Genomic DNA, 19,402 nt, shown 5'->3' with positions numbered 1-19,402 from the left:
CTGTCATCTCGCGGAGCTGTTTAGACGGAAGCAGCGGCGGAACGCACGGCCTCGGACAACGGAGTCGACGGGCGTCCGATCAGCTTGCTCAGGTCGCCTCCGGTCACCAGGAGATCTCCGCGGGCAATGCCCAGATCGGAGTCGGCCAGGATCTCCGCAAAGGCTTCCGGAACGCCAACGCTTGTCAGCAGCCCCGCGTACTCAGCCGCGGTCAGGTCGTTATAAGCGATGGTTTGACCGGAAGCTGCCGTGATTTCAGCAGCGAGTTCAGCCATGGTGAAAGCATCGTCCCCACCGAGCTCGTACACTTTTCCGGCCTGGTTGTCAGCGACCAGGACAGCCGCAGCCGCATGAGCATAGTCGGCGCGGGTTGCACCACTGACCTTGCCATTTCCTGCGCTACCCGCAAGCGCTCCCTGGGCCAGCGTGCCCGGCAGTTGCTCGGTGTAGTTCTCCAAGTACCAGCCGTTCCGCAGGAGCACGAACGGGACGCCGGATTCCTTGAGGATGGCCTCGGTAGCCTGGTGCTCGGCCGCCAGTTTCATTCCGGTGGTTTCGACGTTTGCGATGCTGGTGTAAGCGAGAAGCTCCACTCCTTCCGCCTTCGCTGCTTCAATCACCGTACGGTGCTGCTCCACGCGCTGGCCCACGGCACTGCCGGAGATCAGCAGGACCTTGCTGGCACCTTTCAGTGCTTCTGCAACTGAAGCGGCGTCTTCATAATCCATTGTCCTGACCTGAACGCCACGGTCCGCAAAATCGGCCAGCTTCTCGATCGAACGGCCTGCAGCAATGATGGTCTCTGCGGGGACGTTGCGCTCCAGGAGTGCCTCTACTACGTGACGGCCCAGCTGTCCGGTTGCTCCAGTGATAACGATGCTCATGGTGTTCCTCTCCAAAGTTTTTGCTCTGTCATGCTGGTCAACGAGCCAAGAAGCCATAAACTTCCCAAAAGAGAGTACGCACTTTAAGGTAAGGTACTGACATGAAAGTAAGTGCCATACCCGCCCCGCTCCCGGCCACCCTCGCCGACGGCGTGTTCCCGGCCGGCTGCCCCAGCCGGACGGTGCTGGACCACATCACGAGCAAGTGGGGCGTGCTCATTCTGCTGTCGCTCTCCGAGGGTGAACAACGGTGGAGCGAACTTCGACGCCGGGCTGACGGCATCAGCGAAAAAATGCTGGCCCAAACCCTCAAAACACTCGAAAAGGACGGTCTGGTCCGCCGCGATGCGCAGCCCGTCATCCCGCCCCGCGTGGACTACAGCCTTACCGAACGAGGCCGCGAACTTGCCGCCCTGCTCATCCCCTTGGTGACGTGGGCCTTCGATAATGCCGAGGCCATCATCGGCGGCGAAGGTTAGGCCGGCTCCGACCGCCGAAACTACAAGTAATGCCAATGTTCGCGTCGAACATTGGCATTACTTGGCATCTCACCGGGGCTGCTATCGGGCCGACCACCCACCGTCCATGGTGTAGCTCGCGCCGGTGACCATACCGGCGTCGTCGGAGGCCATCCAGGCTGCCAGCGACGCAACTTCCTCCACCTCGACCAGCCGCTTCACTGCCGATTCCGTCAGCATCACCTTGGCCAGGACCTCGGCCTCGGGAATGCCATGGAGCCGGGCCTGGTCGGCGATTTGCTTCTCAACAAGGGGCGTGCGGACGTAACCCGGGTTGATGCAGTTGGAGGTGACCCCGCGCTCTCCCCCTTCCAAGGCGGTGACCTTGCTGAGCCCCTCGAGGCCGTGCTTGGCGGACACGTAGGCGCTTTTGTAGGCCGAGGCCCGGAGTCCATGGACGGAGGAGATGTTGATGATCCGGCCGAACCCGTTGGCGTACATGTGCGGGAGCGCGGCCCTGATGAGGAGGAACGGCGCCTCCAGCATCAGGGCCAGGATCCGCCGGAACTCCGCGGGTTCGAACTCCTCAATCGGCGCAACTTTCTGGATGCCCGCGTTGTTGACCAGGATGTCGCAGTCCAGGCTCAGTGCCGCGAGGGCGTCGACGTCCAAGAGGTCCACCGTCCACGCCGTGCCGCCCAGCTCATCGGCGAGGGACGCAGCTCCGGAGGCATCGACGTCGGCCACTACAACTTTCGCCCCACGGGCGGCCAGCGCCCGGGCACAGGCCGCCCCGATTCCGCTCGCACCGCCGGTCACCAATGCTTTGCGTCCGTTCAAGGAGTTGTCCATCGAATCAGCCCTTCTTTATTGGCGAGGCCGTTGTCAGTCCGTGACGCTCGGCGTCGGCTTCGTCCACGGATTCGAGCGCGATGCCCTTGGTCTCCTTCAGGGAAACGACGGCGACGGCGGTAATCGCGCAGGCGACCACCAGGTAGATCGCGGTGGGGAGCCAGGAGCCCGTGTCCTTGAGCCACTGCGTTGCCAGCAGGGGCGCCAGTGAGCCTGCGAAGATCGAGGTGACCTGCGAGCCGAGCGAAACGCCGGAGTAGCGCATGCGGGTGGGGAAGAGTTCGGACATGATGGCCGGCTGCCCCGCGTACATGAAGGCATGCAGGCACAGGCCAATGGTCACGGCGAGCACGATGACCACGGCATTCTTGGTGTCGAACATGGGGAAGGCGAAGAACGGCCACGTCGCGCCGGTGATGGCACCAATCAGGTACACGGGCTTGCGTCCCCACGAGTCAACCAACCGGCCGATCTGCGGAATGATCAGGAAGTGGATGACGTGCGCGATCAGGAGTGCCAGCAGGAGCGAGGAAGTGTCGTACTTGTGGACGCTCTTGAGGTAGACGATCGCGAAGCTCACCACGAGGTAGTACATGATGTTTTCCGCGAACCGGAGTCCCATGGCCTGCAGGATGCCCTTGGGGTACTTGCGGATGACCTCGCCCACGCCGTAGCTGATGGCCTTGGACTCCTCCACCTGCGCCTTGGCTTCAAGGAAGATAGGTGCCTCGGTGACGTGGGTGCGGATGTAGTAGCCAACGAACACGATCACCGCGGAGAGCCAGAACGCTACGCGCCAGCCCCAGCCGAGGAAGGCTTCACTGCTGAGCGTGGTGGACATGACGAACAGGACCAGCGTGGCCAGCAGGTTTCCAACCGGCACGGCTGCCTGCGGCCACGAGGACCAGAAACCACGCGACTTGTTGGGGCTGTGCTCAGCCACCAGAAGCACCGCGCCACCCCACTCGCCACCGAGCGCGAAGCCCTGTATGAAGCGGAGGGCCACCAGCAGGGCAGGCGCCCAGTAGCCGATGTCCACGAAGCCGGGGAGGCAGCCCATGAGGAACGTGGAGACGCCCACAATCACGATGGTCAACTGCAGCGTGGGTTTGCGGCCCAGTTTGTCGCCGATCTGGCCGAAGACGATTCCGCCCAGCGGCCGGGCAACAAAACCCACCGCGTAGGTGATGAAGGCCTGGATGATGCCGTCCAGCTCGTTGCCGGTGCTCGGGAAGAAGTACTTCCCGAAGACCAGTGTTGCCGCAGTGGCGTAGAGGAAGAACTCGTACCACTCCACTACTGTGCCCACCATTGAGGCTGCGACGATCTTCTTCAGGCCGGAGCCCTTGCCGGCATCTTTCCCGGCTCTTGATGCGGAGCGCTGCTCAACGCTCATATCCATCTCCTCAGTGTCCTCTTTGACCCTTTTGAACGTGATGTGATCCACAACACGGAATGCTCCACTGAGTATTGCCGCAGATTCGTTATGCCTCAATGACCAATAAGGCACCTTAGGTGTGCAAAATTGCAGATATGAATCCCAACCCGGACGACCTCCTCATCTTCCTCGCCGTCTCACGCTCAGGAAAATTCACGACGGCGGCCCAAGCCTTGGGGCTGAACCACACCACCGTCTCTCGCAGGATAGCGGCACTGGAAAAGGCGCTGGGCGGCAGGGTCCTGGCGCGAGCCGCCGGGGGTTGGGAAGTGACCGAGCTGGGCGCCCAAGCCGTACTGGTCGCGGAACGGATCGAAGCTGCGGTGGGCGCGCTGGGACCCAGCGACCGCGCACCCGACCCCATCACCGGCGTCGTGCGCATGACCGCGACAGACGGTTTCAGCGCGTACATTGCGGCACCCGCTGTTGCCCGCCTGAGGCGGGACCACCCCGGACTGAGCGTCGAGATCGTGACCGTGACGCGTCGGGCACTGCAGCAGCGATCGGGACTGGACATCGAGGTGGTGGTCGGCACGCCGCAGGTGCACCGGGCCGAAGCGATAAGGCTGGGCGAGTACCGGCTGGGGATGTACGCGTCCCGCGCCTACCTTTCGGATCACGGGACGCCCGGGAGCATCGAGGAACTCACGCGACACCAGCTGGTCTACTTTGTGGATTCCATGCTCCAAGTGGACGATTTGGATGCTCCCCGCAGGCTGGTTCCGACCATGCGCGACGGCCTCAGCTCCACCAACGTGTTCGTGCATGTCGAGGCCACCCGGGCCGGGGCAGGCATTGGGTTCCTTCCGTGCTTCATGGCCGATCGGCATCCCGATTTGGTGCGCCTGCTGCCCTCGGACTTCGCCGAGCTCCTCCCCTACTGGATGGTCCTCCGCCCCGACTCCATGCGCCGCCCTGCGGTAGCCGCCGTCGTGCAGGCCTTGCGCGAGGAGACGGAGGGGAGGCGGGAGGAACTGCTGGGGGCCGAATGACCCGCTAGGCGGGGGTCGGCTCCGGTTCCGCAGGAGGATCGTGACGTACCGGAATCCCGGCAGCGAAGGCGCGCACTTGGGCGTCGTCCCAGATGTGGGCCGGGACGCCGCCGCCCAAAAGCCGCCTTGCAAGTGTGGGGTCGTCTCCGAACGGCGCGTGGCTGCCGGCCATGATCATATTGCCGTAGCGACGACCCTTGAGCATGGCGGGGTCGGCGATGATCATGGTGTGCTCGAAGGTGTCCGCGATGGTTGCGGCATCGGCGCGGGCATTCTTGAGGTCCGGGGCGTCGCCGGAGTTGACCACATACAGCCCATCGGCTGCGAGTACCGCGTCCGCATGGGCCGTGAATTCACGCGTTGTCAGGGCACGGGGCGTAAAGGCTCCGGCGAAGACGTCGCGGATGATGAGGTCACGGGTATCGGGAGTCAGCGACTCTGTCACCTGCCGCGCTTCGCCAACCCGGATCCGCAACAGAGGCGCCTTGGGCAATTCGAACCAACCACGGACATACTCCGCGAGCTTGCCATCGAGCTCCACCACAACCTGCCGCGCCTCGGGGTAGGCAGCGTGAAAGTACCTGGCCATGGAACACGCTCCCCCGCCCAGATGGAGCGCGCGCAACTTGGGTTTCTGTTCCCTGGGCCAGCGCGATTCCACCAAAGCCGCGATCCAGCGCATGTATTCGAAATCCAGGAACAGCGGATCGGCAAGGTCGATGTGCGAGCTCATCACGCCATTGATTTTCAGCAACCAGCCGTTGGAGTTGTCCTGGTCCTGGATCAGCTCGCAATCGCCGGTATCGATGTAGTAGACGCCCTCTACCGGGCCGTCGAGACGGGTGCCGGAAGGCACGTCGACGACTCCCGCCGTCGACCTTTGTGACTTGCTCACCCTGCCGCGTTTTGACACTACTTCCGCCCTGCCTCAGTCATGGTTCCAGCCTAGTGGAGCCTCGCAGCCCAGCGAGTAGTAAGGCTACTTACAATAATGGGCGGTTGGGCCATAAGATCAATCCATGAACCTTGGCGAGTGGGTATGGGCGGAACTGTTCACCGCCGCTGCGGCATGGCTGACCGTGGTCTTCCTGCTGCTGGCCCGCGTGCCCAAGCCGCCGAGCCTGCTGGATTCGTCCTTGGACGACGAAGAAGGGGCCAACGGCGAGCTGGAATAGTGTCCGGTTTCAGCGGCGGTTAGCGGCCGACGGCGGTACGCACCATCCGATGCTCCGGCAGCGAGTACCAGGACGGGTCGCAGAGCTGCCTTTTGCCGTCGGGTACGAAGCCATTGCGCCGGTAGAAGGCCTGGGCCCGCGGATTGTCGTCCAGGACCCAGAGATACGCTGGACCGTCTCCAATCAAGGCATCCACCAAAGCCTGGCCCACACCGCGGCCATGGATACGTTCCAGTGTGTACAGCATGAACAGCTCCATATCGCAGGGCTTGTCCTCGTCACTGCCCGAGCCTGCGGCCCCAATACCTACAAGGTCGCCGTCCGGCCCGTGGACCAGCATCCGGGAGTGGCCGGCAGCAATGGACTCCCGGTACCGGTTGATGCGGTCCGGCAAGGCGGCTTCCTGCTTGGCGAAGAACTCCGGCGGCAGCAACTGCCCGTAGCTCTCACGCCAGGACTGGAGGTGCATGATGGCCATCTCCTCGGCGTCCTCCACCATTGCCGGACGAATCGTGAAATCCACCGCTTACCTCACCCTTGCCATCGCGAAGCCGTCCCAGCCTTTGCTTCCAACCGTCTGGATGGCGGTGGCGTCCAAGCGCCGGTCCTGTCCCATCATCTCCAGCATCTTCACGATGCCCGGCGCATTAACCTCATCCCGTTGCGGGTCCAGGATGGCGCCATCCCAGATGACGTTGTCCACCACAATCACCGTCCCCGGGCGGCCAAGCCTGATGGCCCAGTCCAGGTAGTTGGCGTCGTTTTCCTTATCGGCATCGATGAAAACGAAGTCGAACGGGTCCTGGTCCACAAGCGTGGGCAAGGTATCCAGGGCCGCACCCACCCGGATGTCCACCTTGTGGCCTACGCCTGCTGCATCCAGGTTGGCCCGCGCGACATCCGCGTGTTTCCGGAGGAATTCGCACGTGACGATCCGGCCGTCGTCGGGCAGTCCCTGCGCCATCCACATACTGCTGAACCCGGCCAAGGTGCCAATCTCAAGCACGCGCCTGGCCCCGGACATCTGCACGAGCAAGCGCAGCAGTTTGCCGGCATTGGGCGCCACTTCGATCGCCGGCATGCCTGCCTCCACGGCGGACGTCAAGGCACGCTTGTGGGCAGGATCAGGACGCACGACGACGTCGGTCAGGTACCGCTCCACATCGACCCAACCAGGCTCGGTGACGTGTTCAATCATGCGCCCCAGTCTTGCACTCGCGGCAGGCTGGGGGAAGGAACTAGTCCGTGGCGGCGATGGCCTCTTCGAGACGCTCCACTTTTCCGGTCAATTCGCCGCTGTAACCCGGACGGATATCGGCCTTGATCACCAGCGAAACCCGGCTGCCATAACGACCAACCGCCTCGGTGGCGCGCTTGACCACGTCAAAGACTTCGTCCCACTCACCCTCGATGGTGGTGAACATGGAGTCCGTCTGGTTGGGAAGTCCGGACTCCCGGACGATTTTGACGGCGGCGGCAACGGCGTCGTGCACGGAGGCGTCGGGGGTGGGTCCGCCATTGGCAGCGGATGCGGGCTGGCCCGAAGGCGCGACTGAGAATGCAAGCAACATGGAATCCAGTGTTTCATGTACCGGTTTGTCACATAACGGCCTACTCCCGCGTAACAACAAGCAGGGACCTGACCGTTGCTACCCTGACAAGCATGGAACAGCCCTCTGAACGCAAGCCCCTCAGGGCAGACGCCGCACGCAATGTGGACAAGATCATTACCGCCGCAAGGCAGTGCTTCCGGGAACACGGGCCCGAAGTACCGTTGCAGACCATCGCCGCCACCGCTGGAGTTGGCCCGGCTACCCTGTTCCGCAACTTTTCGGATAAGGAGCAGCTGGTGCTCGCTGCCCTGTCGCGCCAGCTCCGCCAGCACGTGGATCCCGTGGCTGCCGCAGCCCTTGACGGCATGGACGCCGCCGAGGGCCTCATCAACGTCATCGATGCCGTGATGCAGGTAGCCAGTGAAGACGCCAACCTCCTTGACGCCGTTGCCGGACGCCGCGGACTCCTCATGGGGATCACCGGTGGCCTCATCGGCTCCATGGCCACCTTGTTGGAGCGCGGCCAAGGCCAGGGTTCCCTCCGCCGGGACATCACCATCGAGGACATGGTCCGACTGGTGGCCATGCTCATAGGCGCCGTGGACACGATGGAGCCTGGATCGGAGGCGTGGAAGCGGCCCGTTGCCTTGATCGAGGACGCCATCCGGACAGAACGACCGGCGCGCCCCCTCCCGGAACAGTCCGGCATTCCAGGCGTGACCTTTACCGACGCTGTCTAGCCCCACCCCAACAGCCTGAGGAGGGCGGCCGCGGCAGCGCCGGAAATCACCACCACCAGGAACGGTGCCCGGAGCCACAACGCCAAGGCGGCCGCAGCCAACGCCCCGATGCGGGCATCCAGAACCAGGGCCTGCCCCGAAGCGACAGCATTGACCACCGTCAGTGAGGCCAGCAGGCCAATGGTCATGGTGCCGGCCACGTGCATGATGCGCGGGCTTTCCAACAGCTTGGCGGGCACAAAGTAGCCCAGCAGCTTAGTGAGGTAGGCCAGGCCGCACGCGATCAGGATCCAAAGCCATAGGTTCATGCGTTGCTCCTGGGTTCTTGTTGGCGCTTTTCCGCGTAGGGATCCACGTCCGGCTCAAGCCCTTCATCCATGCGCGCGTGGCTGAACCACCCGATGATTCCGGCCACGACGGCAGCAACCAAAATCGGAACACCTGACGGCACGAAGGGCACCGCCAAAACCGTGGCCAGTGCACAGGCTGCGGCGATGGCCCACGGTTCCCGGCCCTTCAGCCGGGGCCAGAGCAAGGCCAGGAACGCTGCTACGGCGGCACCATCGAGGCCCCACTGCTTGGGATCTCCCATGGCATCTCCTGCCAAGGCGCCAACGGCCGTGAAAATATTCCACAAGATGAATATTCCAATTCCGGCTGTCCAGAACCCGCGGCGCTGCTCATCCGGATCCGTCTGGCCGGACGCCGTCGCCGTCGACTCGTCGATGGTGACGTGCGCGGAAAGGTAGCGCTTCCAGCCGCCGGGCCGGAGCATCGCATTGATCTGCATGCCGTAGATGCCGTTGCGCAGACCCAGGAGTGCGCTGGCCGTCATCGCCGCCACCCCCGAGCCACCGCCCGCCACGACACCGATGAACGCGAACTGGGACCCACCGCTGAAGAGCAGGAGGCTCAGAACCATCGTCTGCCAGAAATCAAAGCCGGACGCGACAGACAAGGCACCAAACGAAACCCCGTAGAGTCCCGTGGCGATACTCAAGGAAAGAGCGATCTTGAATGCGGGCGACTCCCTGAGTTTCAGGGGCGCGGAACCACTGGTCATTTCCGCAGGCTCCACGACCAGAGGATCAGCGGAATCTGCAGGGGCAGCCGCACGGTGTGGATACGCCTCTCGGCAGGAGTGCCTTTAGGTCCGTAAGCGCGCCTGAGGGCATCAATATGCCCCGCAAGGAATGCAGTGAACATCGCTGTGGTTGCGTCAGCCGCCACCTTGCGGGTGGCAGGTACCAGGAGACCGACGGCGGCAGCCACCTCGAGCAGGCCCGACGACGCAACCCATTCCTCCCGCGACATCACGGCCAACGGCCCATTGGGACGGCTCCCCGGTTCATCCCGGCGGCACAGGTAATCCGGCACCACGGGGTTATAGAAGGTGGGGGTCCGGAAATGCTTTGCGGCGCTGGCCAGGAGCAGGGCGCTCAAGCCTATTGCTGAGACGGTATGTGTTGCCTTGGGTGACCAGCGAAGTGACATGAGACCACTCAATCACAAGCGCGGTAACCCCCAAAGTCAGCTGGAAACCATGAGCTGCGCCAGGACCTGCGCTGGTTTGTTGGTGGTGATCTCATGGATGCCGAGACCTTGGCAAAGCGCTACATCCTTCTGGGAATCAACAGTCCACACCCGGAATACGCGGCCCGCCTCCAACCACCGCTGCACGTTGCGTGCATGCTCGCGCACATAGTCGATTCCCGGGCCCGCGATTCCCGCCCGTCCCTCGTCCAGCACGCGCTCCGCTTCCTCCTGCATTGCCTTCATGACGTTGGCTACCGCCCCGCCGGTGAGGAAGCCCAAGCCCAGTTCCTCCCGGATTTCCTGGACCGTGTAGTCATCCACCAGTTGGCAGACATGCTCCGCGGGAACAGTCTCCAGCAACCGCTGTACAGAGTCCGAATCGAAGCTCATGAAGGAGACCTGGATGTTCTCGAGCCTGGATTCCTCCGGCGTCCAGCCTTCCTCGGCCAACAGGGCCAGTACCCGGTCCTCAAGCTTCAGCCCGTAGGGACTTGGGTGCTTGAGTTCGATGGCCAAGCCGATGTCGCGGCCAGCCCCGCGGAGGATGTCCAACAACTCCGGCAGCGTCAGGAATTGGTCGGCCACTCCCCCATAGGCTTCAGGGATGCGCGCACCCTTCCATGACGAGAAGTCCAGCTCACGGAGCTCCTCCAGGGTTTGCTCGGCTACGGGTCCTGTCCCCGTGGAGGTCCGGTCCAGGTTGGAGTCGTGCAACAACACCACGTGCTGATCCCGGGTGAGGTGCACATCGCACTCGACTCCGTCCGCCCCGTCGTCGATAGCCCTCAAATAGGCGGCCCTGGTGTGTTCGGCAAAGGCGGCACTGGAGCCACGGTGGGCGTAGACCTTGGGCCTTACGGTGGCGAAGTCGTCGCTTGTCATGGAGATACGGTAGCCCACGCGGTTGTACGCACGGGGGCTACGCTGGGCTAATGCAGGTGAACTCTGAACAAATCCCAACTGAAGACGTCACCAACCCCCGTCCGGCGTCAGGTCCCGTGCCCGCCCCGGCCGGTTCCGCCGTCGTCGATCTTTCGGCGGGAGACCTGGAAAAAGCAGCCGCGCTCCGCCGGATGAAGCGGCTGGCGTTGGCCCTGCTGATCGGGATGGCCGTGATCTTCACGGTGGCTTTCGCCTTCCAGAAGCAGTACGCGTGGCTTGAGTACGTTCGCGCGGCGGCCGAGGGTGGCATGGTTGGCGCGCTGGCTGACTGGTTCGCCGTCACCGCCCTGTTCAAGTACCCCATGGGTCTGAGGATCCCGCACACCGCCATCATCCCGCGGCGCAAGGACCAGATCGGCGAATCGCTCAGCGAGTTCGTGGAAAGCAACTTCCTGTCCCAGGAGGTTGTTCAGGAGAAGTTGGCGAGCATCGATATTGCCCGCAAGGCCGGGGCCTGGTTGTCCGGTCCGGGTGGTGCCGAACGCGTCGCGAAGGAAGGCGGTGCTGCGATCCGCGGCGTGTTCACCGTCCTTAATGACGACGACGTCCAAGCGGTCATCGAAGGCATGGTCCGCAAGCACCTGCTCACCCCGCCATGGGGGCCGCCGGTGGGCCGGATGGCGGAGCGGATCTTCTCTGACGGCCACCACCACAAGTTGGTGGATTTGCTGGTGGACCGCGCAGCCGACTGGGTGGATTCCAACCATGCAACGGTGAACCGGCTCGTTTCGGACCGTTCGCCCCTCTGGGTGCCAACGTTCGTGGACGGCCTTGTGGGCGACCGCGTGCACGTGGAACTGTCCAAGTTCATGCGCGCCGTCCAGTCCGACCAGAACCACCGGGTGCGCCAATCCATCGACGCCTACCTCACCGAGCTCGCCCAGGACCTGCAGCACGATCCGGCCATGATTGAGCGCGCCGAAACCATCAAGGCCCAGATCCTTGGTGACCCCGAGGTCCGTGAACTGGCCTCACGCACCTGGGGAACGGTGAAGACCGCACTGCTCAACGCCGTCGATGACCCCGACAGCGAACTGAGCCTGCGCTTCAAAGGAGCTGTCCGGGACTTCGGCACACGCCTGGTCAAGGATGACGAACTGGCCGGCAAGGTCAACGCCTGGATTGGCGACGCGGCCGGATACCTGGTGAACACCTACCGCTCGGACATTGCCGGCGTCATCTCGGACACGGTAGCCCGTTGGGACGCGGAAGAAACCTCCCAGAAAATCGAGCTCCAAGTGGGCAAGGACCTTCAGTACATCCGCATCAACGGAACCGTGGTCGGCGCGCTGGCGGGCCTGGCTATCTTCACGGTTGCGCACCTGCTGTTCGGATAGGACGAGGGGCATCACCCGTCCCCAATAAGTGCACCATCTGGCCCGGCCTTGCCTGGCCGAGCAGGTCCAGGTCCTCGTCCCGGACCAGCGCGATCACGGGCGATTTTGCCGTTGCCGGGTGGCCGGCCAGGGCGATCACGGGAAGGCCCGACGGCGGCAGCAGGACCGAACCGGTCCGCAAAGGCTGAGGTTGGCGTGCTTGAGTTGTGGCCGCCTCGAGTGGTCGCCCCACCAGCCGCGCCCCGGCCCTGTCCGACTCCGGCGAGAGAATCCACGGTTCGGTGGTTAACCTCAGCCACGAATCAGCGCCGAAATCAGGGTCCTGCGGGCCGGGGAAAACCCTGGCGGCCACCGGACGTTCGGGATCCACCGCACGGCGCGGGGGTTGTTGCATGTCCGTGAAGGCCTGGCTGTTCGGGCGGCCGAAGGTCAGGGCACCGCCCGCGCGCAACGGCTCGGCCTGAGGCGGAATGCCACCGGGAACTGCCACGTAATACCGGATTCCGAAGAGCGCGGGCCCTACCTCAAGGACCGATCCCGGAGCCACCCGCACCGCTTTGTTCAGTGGCAGCTCAGAGCCGTTGAGGGTGACGATGCCTTCGGCGCCGGTGACTGAAACTGCGGAGGCCGTGACGAAGCGGAGCCGGAGGCCACCGAGCAGGACCTCCAGGCCCCCGGCGTCGGCGCGGTTGCCCAGGAGGGCATTGGCCAGATGCATCGATGCGCGGTCCAAAGCCTGCTCCGGCTCCAGGGCCGAGGTCAAGGTCCCAGGGTCAACTACTACCGCACCCATTAATGCACTCCCCTACAAAGAACCGCACCGCAGGATCAGGCGAACGCCTCGACCTGCACGCCGGCTTGCTCCAGTCCCTCTCGAACGGCAGCGGCCATGCTGACGGCCCCTGGCGTGTCTCCGTGGATACACAGCGAATCCGCCTGCACGGGGACGACGGAACCGTCGATGGCCAGTACTTCCTTGCGCGTCGCCAACCGCACGGCCTGCGCCACCACTGCGGCGGGGTCGTGGAGGACTGAGCCCTCCTGGGTGCGCGGTACCAAGGTGCCGTCCGGCAGGTAGGCCCGGTCCACGAACGCTTCGCGGAAGACCGGGTGACCGGCCTCATCAGCCAGTTTCAACCATGCCGACCCCGGCAGTCCCAACACGGGAAGGCCGGGATCGTAGGCATGAACAGCAGCCACCACGGCCTCGGCCTGCTCGGGATCCTTAACAATCCTGTTGTAGAGGGCGCCATGCGGTTTGACGTAGTCCACCGAAGCACCGACGGTGTGGGCCATCCCGTCCAGGGCGCCGAGTTGGTAGAGGACGTCCCCGAAGAGCTCATCAAAGGTCATGTCCAAGGAACGGCGTCCGAACCCAGCCAGGTCCCGGTACCCCACATGCGCGCCTACACGAACGTCCAATTCAAATGCTGCGCGGCAGCTGTCCAGCATGGTGAGCGGATCCCCGGCGTGGAAGCCGCACGCCACGTTGGCGCTGCTCACGATACGGAACATCGAGGCGTCATCGCCCATGGTCCAGGAGCCAAAGGACTCTCCCAGGTCAGCGTTCAGATCCACTGTTACCGCCTTCCAGCGTCGGGTATTCGGTTGCGTTTACAGTCACGTTTTTGGTTGCGTTGGGCAGAAGTTCACCCGGCATCGTATCGGGCATCGCGCCGAAGGCTTCCTTGGCACTGGAGACCACGGCACGGCCCATCATCAGGTTGCCGGCACCGCCAACCACGGCCCCGATACCGAAGGGCAGGGCGCGTCCAATGAAGGCGCCGCCCTGTTTCTTCAGGAGGTTCTTCAGGAAGGCGCGCTGAATGGTGTCACGGATGACTCCGAATCCGCTGCCCGGAATCTTCTTGGTCAGGGTCCTGCCCCAGGCATTAGTGACGCCTTTACCGCGGCCCAGCGACTGCCCGCTCAGTGCGCCCAGCAGGGACGTGCCTTCCTCACCCAGCATGATGGCCATGACCATGGTCCGGGAACGTTCCGGGTCGGTGAGCCTGATGCCGTGGAGTTCGGCCAGGGACGACGCGTACAGGGCCGTGGTCTCCAGGAACCCCACGGTTGCCAGCGCGGAAAGGCCCAGCGATGCCGCGGTACCAATACCCGGCACGACGGCGGTCGCACCTACGGCGGCACCCCCACCTGAGATGACCAGCAGGTAATGGTGCTCCAGCTTTGCCGCAAGCTGCGCCGGAGAATCATGGGGGTGCCGGCGTTGCAAGCGTCGAAGGTTGGCCAGGACCAGTGGCCGCTGGACCTCTACGGCTTTAAGCAGGACATTGTGGACACCGGGCTTGGGTTTGCCTTGGGCGTCGAAAACGGCGTTGTGTGCTGTTTCCTGGGCGATTTTCACCGCCGGGTTGGGGCGCTTGGGCATCTTCACCTCTCCTTGGCAGTCTGTTGCTTCACGGGGAACTGCTGGGTTCAGCCTATGCCAAACCCTTGGATCACAAGGTCCCTGATGAGTGCTATGTGGACAGGATTCCGCGGAGGGCGGACGCCGCAGCGGACCACACCCGGGCGTAGACTGGGGGCACTCACGGAAGCAGTCCCAGCCAAGGACAGGAAGTATCCGTCATGAAGCCATCAGATGAGACCGAACATGTCATCCGGCACCACACCGACGCTCCGGCAGAGGGCGAGACGGAAGGCTGGGTCCCGCATGACACCGGCCTCCACAGCCAGGACCCGGCGGAAGGTCCCGACATCGAGGACGACACCCCCGCAGAGGGCTCCCCGTAACTGACGTTCATTTGCGAACCGGGCAGGCCGGGTGCTTTATGCCGCCCTGCGTAAGCTGACCACAAGCGCAGAAAGGACCCCTGAATGGCCGCTGGAACCAAGGACGATCCGTGGCAGCTGACCACTCCCCCGGGCTCGTCCGACTACATCATGTACAAGGATGAGTCCGCGGACCCACCGGCAATCGTCTGCCAAGTGGGCTCTACCAAGTTGCTGTACCAGCTCCGCGCCATCGAGGACCTGCACGCGTGGCTCGTGGAACAGGGCGACTGGGTCCCGCTGGGCGCCGCCGACGAAGGCAAGGACGCCGCCGAGGGAACGGTAGAGGCGTGGGGCCGCAGCGAAAGCAACCCGGTGGGCGGGTGGTACGGCCTGCGGAAGGGGTACCGGGGCCGGTTCGGCATGTACATGCCACCCCTGCTGGAAGCGCTGGGGTTGGCCGAACTTACCCATGAAAAGCGGAACAACTCCATGCGGGCGATCTCCACGTAACCGGGACGGCGGTCAGCCGGGCACCCTGCCCGTAGTCTCCCTCACCACAAGGTGCGGTGTCCGCACCTGGTGGGCTGCCGACGTCGTACCCTCCAAGCGGTCCACCGCGCGGTCGACGGCTGCGCGGGCCAACAAAGGCGCGTCCTGGCTGATCGAGGACAACTGGACATAGCTGAGCCGGGCGAATTGGCTGTCGTCGTAGCCGAGAACGGAGACGTCGTCCGGCACCCGGAGGCCAGCGGCGCGGAAACTCTCCCAGACACCCAGCGCACACCGGTCATTGAAAGCAACGACGGCGGTGGGCAAGTCCTGCTGCAGCTCACGGCCGGCGCGCAAGCCGTCTTCTTCGGTGGGTCCCCCCGCGACGACGCGCGCATCCAAGCCACGCGAAGTCATCTCTGCCTGGAATGCCGTCCGTCGTTGCGCGCTGGACACTGCCTGGCCGCCGTCCACGTGTGCGATCCGCTGATGCCCCAGCGAAACCAGATGCTCCACGGCCAGGTGGATCCCGGCATGGTCATCGCTGCTCACTGAGTCCAAGGAGTCGCCAACGTCGTCGCGGAGAAGGCTGATGACGGGCAAGCGGGCTGCGTATCCGGCCAGTTCCTCCGGCGGGAGGGACGGGGAAATCATGATCAGTGCCTCGCAGCCCAGGTCCAGCAGGGATTCCACTGCCCGCGCTTCCGGTCGGCCATTGGCCACTGCACTGAGGGCGATGTCGTATCCGCGTATCGTCGCTCCGGCGTAGGCGGCGTCCACGATCTCGGCATGGAAGGCCTCTGCGGTGGAAAAGCTGAGGCCAAGGAGCCTGGTGCGGCTGCTTCGGAGGAGTCGGGCGCGGCTGTCGGGCCGGTAGCCGAGTTCCCTTGCGGCCGCTTGGACTTTCAGCCGGGTCGCTTCGGAAGCACCCGGGGCGTCCCGCATGACGATGGAAACCAAGGCCCTGGATACACCTGCGGCTTCAGCCACGTCCATCAAGGTGGGACGTTTCCCGGTCATGGCTCTCCTCTGCTCGGAGCCAGTCTATAGAACGTTCTACAGGCGAATAGATGTGTGCGCTCACAAATCCGGTCGTGCGGCCGGCCGCGACTCAGACGACCGACCGCACTAGCCCGGTTTCATGCAGCGACGGCGCCCCGGGTGGGCCCCAGAACCCACCACACCCATCGCTGCCAACTCGTCAATGAACCGCGACGCGGCCGAAAAGGGCAACGGCGCAGTACACGGCTCAAAGACATGGGCACTGGATATGTGCCCTGACCTGCGGAAACGTGACGCAGGGTTGCCAAGAAGTTTTTTGAACGGCACCCGGGGCATGGCATGGGCATGGCATTGCCCGGTCGCCGAGCCAAAGGTCCCCCGAAAAGGGCATCACTTTTCGCTTCGCCGGAGCACTCCTAAGTACCCGGATAATGAGCAACCACCGCGCAGGAGCAAGATGTGAAATCAACCAAAGGGCTGGCCGTACCATTCGTCCCCTCGTTTGCGGACGCGCCGGACATCCACCTGCTGCTTATGGCGGCGCTGGTCCTGTTGGCCGGGCTGGCCGGAGGGTGCACCATGCTGCTGCTCCTGCTGATGGCACCCCTGGCGAAGCTGGCGCTGGACCACATCCGCCCATCGCGCCAGGTCGCCCCCGAGCCGAAGCTCTCGACGCCGGGACTCCAGGCTGGTGTCCCGCACAACCCGGCGCAGATTCCGCTGGACAGCCCAAGACCCTTGAACTAGAACGATCTAGACGAGCGGGCTGAAAGCGTGCCATCATGGGCGTACTAGAACGATCTAGACATCCATTCAAGGAGCCCCAATGACGTACCTTCAGCACCCGGTCGCCGATGACCGGCCCGTCCGCATCGCAGTCATCGGGGCGGGGTGGATCGGCAACTTCCACGCTGAATCCATTGCAGTCCGCCTCCCCAACGCCCGGCTGGAAGCCATCGCCGATCCCGTACAGCCCGCCCTGGAGGCCCTCGCGAGCCGGCTGGGCGTGGCGAAAATCAGCACCGATGCATCTGATGTCCTGAACGACCCCGACGTGGACGCGGTCCTGATCGCTGCGCCCCTGCGCTTCCACTCGGAACTGATCACCGCAGCGGCCAAGGCAGGCAAGGATGTCTTCTGCGAGAAGCCGGGCGGCCGGACCATTGAGGAACTCGACGCCGCCATCGCAGCAGCGGAAGAGGCCGGCGTCGTCCTCCGCTTTGGCTTCAACCGCCGCTACTCCACCGACTTTGCGGCAGCGCGGAAGCTCATCGACCAGGGCATCGTTGGCGTGCCGCAGCTTCTCCGCTCCCTCACCCGCGACCCCGGGACCGAAGCCGGAATCGGCAACCCGGAGCGAATCGCGCCCGGCACCATCTTCCTTGAGACGCTGATCCACGACTTCGACACCCTGAACTGGCTGAACCCCGGCGCCGTTCCGGTCAAGGTCCACGCGGTCGCAGACGCCCTGGTAGCTCCCAAAGCCAAGGCCGGCGGCCTCCTGGATACCGCCGTGGTGACGGTAACCTACAGCAACGGCGCCATCGCGGTGGCCGAAGCCAACTTCAACGCGCTGTACGGCTATGACGTCCGCGGCGAAGTTTTCGGCTCGGCGGGCATGGTCACGGCAGGCAGCCCGCAGTCCACCAATGCCACGAGCTACACCGCGGCGGGTATCACCTCGGAAACCACCCGCTTGAACATCGACCTCTTCCATGACGCCTACACGGAGGAGCTTGCACACTTCGCCGACGACGTCGCCGCGCGTCGCGGTTCCACAGACAAACGTCCGACGGCGGCCCCGCCGCGTACCGCTGTTGCCGCGCCGGGTGGAGTAGACGCCCGGAACGCCCTGGCTGTGGCATTGGCCGCGTTCAAGTCCGCAGAATCGGGGTTGCCGGTAGCGGTGGCAGACGTAGCGGAGCTTCGCCGGGCCGAGGCGGAGCCCCGGGGTGCGGCCGTGGTGCAGGAGGTCGGAGCATGACCTTCCGCCTGGCCGTCTGCGCGGAGATGGTCTACGGCGAACTGCCGTTGATCGAGCGCGTTCGCCGCATCCACGATCAGGGCTTCGAGGTTGAGCTCTGGGACACCCGCGGCAGGGACATAGCGGCCCTCGCCGCCACCGGAGCAAGGTTCTCGTCCATGAGCGGCTATTTCGGCGGCAGCCTGACCGACTCCGCCACTGCACACGAAGTCCTTGCATCGGCGGAGAAGTTGATCCCCACAGCCTTGGAACTTGGTGTTGAGCGGATGGTGGTCCATCCCGCGGAGCTTGGTGAGGGTGGCCGTGCGGTGAGGCCGACACATCGGGCTACGGGCGGGATGTGGTTGACCGGACTCCGCACCTTGGAACAGTTGGGGCAACTGGGTGCCCAGCATGGGATCGTCTTCGCGCTGGAAAACCTGAACACCATCCTCGACCACCCGGGCATCCCCTTGGCCCGCGCGAAGGACACCCTTGCGCTGGTCCAAGCCCTCGACCACCCCAACGTGAGGATGATGCTGGACCTCTACCACGCACAGATTGGCGAGGGTAACCTGATCGAGCTCGTCCGCGCGGCCCAGCCGTACACGGGCGAGATCCAGGTGGCCGATGTACCCGGGCGCTTCGAACCGGGCACCGGCGAGATCAACTACTCCGCTGTTGCCAGGGCACTGGCGGACGTCGGATACACCGGGGTGATCGGGCTGGAAGCGGGGGCTATTGGCGGTCAATCCATCGAAGCCGGGGATGCTGCACTGGCCGCCTTCCGCGCAGCATTCACTCCCAACTGAGCCTCAGTTCAGGTCGTTTTGAAATGCCTCAAAACGACCTGAACTGTTACTCGCCTTGGCGGGAACCACAACCGATAGGCGCGGTAATCAGCCGGCCTTCCCGGACAGCGCGACGAGCACACCGGCGGCGGCGAAGAACTTGTTGCTGCCAAGGTCGCGAACCGTCTTGATTCCCAGCTGGGCGAGCAACTCATTGTGTTTATCGGTGAGGCCGGCGAGCGCGGACGGCGGAGCGGCAAGGATTTCGTCCAGGGTGGAATTCTCGTAGGCCTTATCGAGTGCTTTGCCCAATTCAACAGAAACAGCCAACGCATTTCCTTTCATTGATACGGAAAATAACGCAAACGTGCCGTGCAGCCATGACACATAAGTAAGCAACCTTTGATTATTGCCATCACAAAAAACAATTAGTCGGGTTACTCACGATCAAGATAACCCACAATGGCGACAATTGGGACACCCTTTCTGACGGCAAATCAGTAAGCATGCT

At 64.0% G+C, this 19,402-nt stretch carries 26 protein-coding genes; 10 read left to right on the top strand and 16 right to left on the bottom strand.

Annotation, left to right across the window (positions count from 1 at the left end; all coding sequences use genetic code 11):
* Nucleotides 1–20: 20 nt before the first annotated feature.
* On the bottom strand, nucleotides 21–884 hold the full coding sequence (locus tag ABHM97_RS12585) for an SDR family oxidoreductase (protein WP_349470926.1): 864 nt from the start codon (nucleotides 882–884) through the stop codon (nucleotides 21–23).
* Between the two features lie 101 nt (nucleotides 885–985).
* On the opposite strand from ABHM97_RS12585, the gene ABHM97_RS12580 reads away from it, so the two are divergent.
* Nucleotides 986–1,363 carry a winged helix-turn-helix transcriptional regulator gene (locus ABHM97_RS12580; RefSeq protein WP_235520178.1) on the top strand — a complete coding sequence of 126 codons (378 nt, stop codon included), beginning with the start codon at nucleotides 986–988 and terminating at the stop codon, nucleotides 1,361–1,363.
* A gap of 81 nt (nucleotides 1,364–1,444) precedes the next feature.
* On the opposite strand, the gene ABHM97_RS12575 is transcribed toward ABHM97_RS12580, so the two are convergent.
* Nucleotides 1,445–2,194, bottom strand: coding sequence for a 3-hydroxybutyrate dehydrogenase (locus ABHM97_RS12575; protein ID WP_349470924.1), 750 nt, complete (start codon nucleotides 2,192–2,194; stop codon nucleotides 1,445–1,447).
* Between the two features lie 4 nt (nucleotides 2,195–2,198).
* Entirely contained in the window at nucleotides 2,199–3,590 is a 1,392-nt protein-coding gene (locus ABHM97_RS12570; RefSeq protein ID WP_349470923.1) for an MFS transporter, read from the bottom strand.
* 137 nt (nucleotides 3,591–3,727) lie between these two features.
* On the opposite strand from ABHM97_RS12570, the gene ABHM97_RS12565 reads away from it, so the two are divergent.
* The gene (locus tag ABHM97_RS12565; RefSeq protein WP_349470921.1) at nucleotides 3,728–4,624 is read left to right on the top strand and encodes a LysR family transcriptional regulator; all 897 of its coding nucleotides are present in this window, start codon (nucleotides 3,728–3,730) and stop codon (nucleotides 4,622–4,624) included.
* 4 nt (nucleotides 4,625–4,628) lie between these two features.
* Here ABHM97_RS12565 and ABHM97_RS12560 read toward each other — a convergent pair whose 3' ends face one another.
* The gene (locus tag ABHM97_RS12560) at nucleotides 4,629–5,537 is read right to left on the bottom strand and encodes a spermidine synthase (protein WP_349470919.1); all 909 of its coding nucleotides are present in this window, start codon (nucleotides 5,535–5,537) and stop codon (nucleotides 4,629–4,631) included.
* 106 nt (nucleotides 5,538–5,643) lie between these two features.
* On the opposite strand from ABHM97_RS12560, the gene ABHM97_RS12555 reads away from it, so the two are divergent.
* Complete coding sequence (locus ABHM97_RS12555; RefSeq protein WP_349470917.1) at nucleotides 5,644–5,799, top strand: hypothetical protein; 156 nt, start codon at nucleotides 5,644–5,646, stop codon at nucleotides 5,797–5,799.
* Between the two features lie 19 nt (nucleotides 5,800–5,818).
* On the opposite strand, the gene ABHM97_RS12550 is transcribed toward ABHM97_RS12555, so the two are convergent.
* Genes ABHM97_RS12550 through ABHM97_RS12540 form a run of 3 tightly spaced genes read right to left on the bottom strand, consistent with a single transcriptional unit; the run spans nucleotide 5,819 to nucleotide 7,370 of the window.
* Nucleotides 5,819–6,322, bottom strand: coding sequence for a GNAT family N-acetyltransferase (locus ABHM97_RS12550; protein ID WP_349470915.1), 504 nt, complete (start codon nucleotides 6,320–6,322; stop codon nucleotides 5,819–5,821).
* A gap of 3 nt (nucleotides 6,323–6,325) precedes the next feature.
* Entirely contained in the window at nucleotides 6,326–6,997 is a 672-nt protein-coding gene (locus ABHM97_RS12545) for an O-methyltransferase (RefSeq protein ID WP_349470913.1), read from the bottom strand.
* 40 nt (nucleotides 6,998–7,037) lie between these two features.
* Entirely contained in the window at nucleotides 7,038–7,370 is a 333-nt protein-coding gene (locus ABHM97_RS12540) for a thiamine-binding protein (protein ID WP_349470911.1), read from the bottom strand.
* 92 nt (nucleotides 7,371–7,462) lie between these two features.
* Here ABHM97_RS12540 and ABHM97_RS12535 point away from each other — a divergent pair, with 92 nt between their 5' ends.
* Nucleotides 7,463–8,092, top strand: coding sequence for a TetR/AcrR family transcriptional regulator (locus ABHM97_RS12535; RefSeq protein WP_235520186.1), 630 nt, complete (start codon nucleotides 7,463–7,465; stop codon nucleotides 8,090–8,092).
* On the opposite strand, the gene ABHM97_RS12530 is transcribed toward ABHM97_RS12535, so the two are convergent.
* From ABHM97_RS12530 to ABHM97_RS12515, 4 genes are read right to left on the bottom strand one after another with little or no spacing between them, the layout of a single operon-like run.
* Nucleotides 8,089–8,400, bottom strand: a complete 312-nt coding sequence (locus ABHM97_RS12530; RefSeq protein ID WP_235520187.1) for an AzlD domain-containing protein — start codon at nucleotides 8,398–8,400, stop codon at nucleotides 8,089–8,091. The two genes, ABHM97_RS12535 and ABHM97_RS12530, sit on opposite strands and share 4 nt — an antisense overlap.
* Nucleotides 8,397–9,155, bottom strand: a complete 759-nt coding sequence (locus tag ABHM97_RS12525) for an AzlC family ABC transporter permease (protein WP_235520188.1) — start codon at nucleotides 9,153–9,155, stop codon at nucleotides 8,397–8,399. The genes ABHM97_RS12530 and ABHM97_RS12525 overlap by 4 nt, the downstream gene beginning before the upstream one ends.
* Nucleotides 9,152–9,586 carry a DoxX family protein gene (locus ABHM97_RS12520; protein WP_235520189.1) on the bottom strand — a complete coding sequence of 145 codons (435 nt, stop codon included), beginning with the start codon at nucleotides 9,584–9,586 and terminating at the stop codon, nucleotides 9,152–9,154. The genes ABHM97_RS12525 and ABHM97_RS12520 overlap by 4 nt, the downstream gene beginning before the upstream one ends.
* 36 nt (nucleotides 9,587–9,622) lie before the next feature.
* Nucleotides 9,623–10,510 carry a glycerophosphodiester phosphodiesterase gene (locus ABHM97_RS12515; protein WP_349470908.1) on the bottom strand — a complete coding sequence of 296 codons (888 nt, stop codon included), beginning with the start codon at nucleotides 10,508–10,510 and terminating at the stop codon, nucleotides 9,623–9,625.
* A gap of 50 nt (nucleotides 10,511–10,560) precedes the next feature.
* On the opposite strand from ABHM97_RS12515, the gene ABHM97_RS12510 reads away from it, so the two are divergent.
* The gene (locus ABHM97_RS12510) at nucleotides 10,561–11,907 is read left to right on the top strand and encodes a DUF445 domain-containing protein (RefSeq protein WP_349470906.1); all 1,347 of its coding nucleotides are present in this window, start codon (nucleotides 10,561–10,563) and stop codon (nucleotides 11,905–11,907) included.
* On the opposite strand, the gene ABHM97_RS12505 is transcribed toward ABHM97_RS12510, so the two are convergent.
* From ABHM97_RS12505 to ABHM97_RS12495, 3 genes are read right to left on the bottom strand one after another with little or no spacing between them, the layout of a single operon-like run.
* Nucleotides 11,879–12,700 (bottom strand): 5-oxoprolinase subunit C family protein, encoded by an 822-nt coding sequence (locus ABHM97_RS12505; RefSeq protein WP_349470904.1) that lies wholly within the window; start codon nucleotides 12,698–12,700, stop codon nucleotides 11,879–11,881. The genes ABHM97_RS12510 and ABHM97_RS12505 overlap by 29 nt on opposite strands.
* A gap of 35 nt (nucleotides 12,701–12,735) precedes the next feature.
* On the bottom strand, nucleotides 12,736–13,485 hold the full coding sequence (locus ABHM97_RS12500) for a LamB/YcsF family protein (protein WP_349470902.1): 750 nt from the start codon (nucleotides 13,483–13,485) through the stop codon (nucleotides 12,736–12,738).
* Nucleotides 13,469–14,299, bottom strand: coding sequence for a hypothetical protein (locus tag ABHM97_RS12495; protein ID WP_349470901.1), 831 nt, complete (start codon nucleotides 14,297–14,299; stop codon nucleotides 13,469–13,471). Before ABHM97_RS12495 ends, ABHM97_RS12500 begins: the two co-directional genes overlap by 17 nt.
* A gap of 200 nt (nucleotides 14,300–14,499) precedes the next feature.
* Here ABHM97_RS12495 and ABHM97_RS12490 point away from each other — a divergent pair, with 200 nt between their 5' ends.
* Entirely contained in the window at nucleotides 14,500–14,664 is a 165-nt protein-coding gene (locus ABHM97_RS12490; protein ID WP_235520195.1) for a hypothetical protein, read from the top strand.
* An 84-nt stretch (nucleotides 14,665–14,748) separates the two neighbouring features.
* Nucleotides 14,749–15,156, top strand: a complete 408-nt coding sequence (locus ABHM97_RS12485; protein ID WP_235520196.1) for a DUF6855 family protein — start codon at nucleotides 14,749–14,751, stop codon at nucleotides 15,154–15,156.
* Nucleotides 15,157–15,168: 12 nt separating this feature from the next.
* Here the strand turns inward: ABHM97_RS12485 and ABHM97_RS12480 are convergent, their stop codons facing one another.
* Nucleotides 15,169–16,155: a LacI family DNA-binding transcriptional regulator gene (locus ABHM97_RS12480; RefSeq protein WP_349470900.1), complete on the bottom strand. Its 987-nt coding sequence runs from the start codon at nucleotides 16,153–16,155 to the stop codon at nucleotides 15,169–15,171.
* A 441-nt stretch (nucleotides 16,156–16,596) separates the two neighbouring features.
* On the opposite strand from ABHM97_RS12480, the gene ABHM97_RS12475 reads away from it, so the two are divergent.
* The 3 genes from ABHM97_RS12475 (at nucleotide 16,597) to ABHM97_RS12465 (ending at nucleotide 18,912) form a co-directional block, all read left to right on the top strand.
* Nucleotides 16,597–16,884 (top strand): hypothetical protein, encoded by a 288-nt coding sequence (locus ABHM97_RS12475; RefSeq protein ID WP_235520198.1) that lies wholly within the window; start codon nucleotides 16,597–16,599, stop codon nucleotides 16,882–16,884.
* A 79-nt stretch (nucleotides 16,885–16,963) separates the two neighbouring features.
* Nucleotides 16,964–18,121: a Gfo/Idh/MocA family oxidoreductase gene (locus ABHM97_RS12470; protein ID WP_349470899.1), complete on the top strand. Its 1,158-nt coding sequence runs from the start codon at nucleotides 16,964–16,966 to the stop codon at nucleotides 18,119–18,121.
* The gene (locus ABHM97_RS12465; protein ID WP_349470898.1) at nucleotides 18,118–18,912 is read left to right on the top strand and encodes a TIM barrel protein; all 795 of its coding nucleotides are present in this window, start codon (nucleotides 18,118–18,120) and stop codon (nucleotides 18,910–18,912) included. Before ABHM97_RS12470 ends, ABHM97_RS12465 begins: the two co-directional genes overlap by 4 nt.
* 87 nt (nucleotides 18,913–18,999) lie before the next feature.
* Here the strand turns inward: ABHM97_RS12465 and ABHM97_RS12460 are convergent, their stop codons facing one another.
* Nucleotides 19,000–19,221, bottom strand: coding sequence for a hypothetical protein (locus ABHM97_RS12460; protein WP_349470897.1), 222 nt, complete (start codon nucleotides 19,219–19,221; stop codon nucleotides 19,000–19,002).
* Between the last annotated feature and the right edge of the window lie 181 nt (nucleotides 19,222–19,402).

This window comes from Paenarthrobacter sp. CAP02 (genome assembly GCF_040137855.1).
In the GTDB taxonomy this organism is placed as follows: Bacteria; Actinomycetota; Actinomycetes; order Actinomycetales; family Micrococcaceae; genus Arthrobacter.
This window is presented reverse-complemented; position numbering and strand designations above follow the sequence as displayed.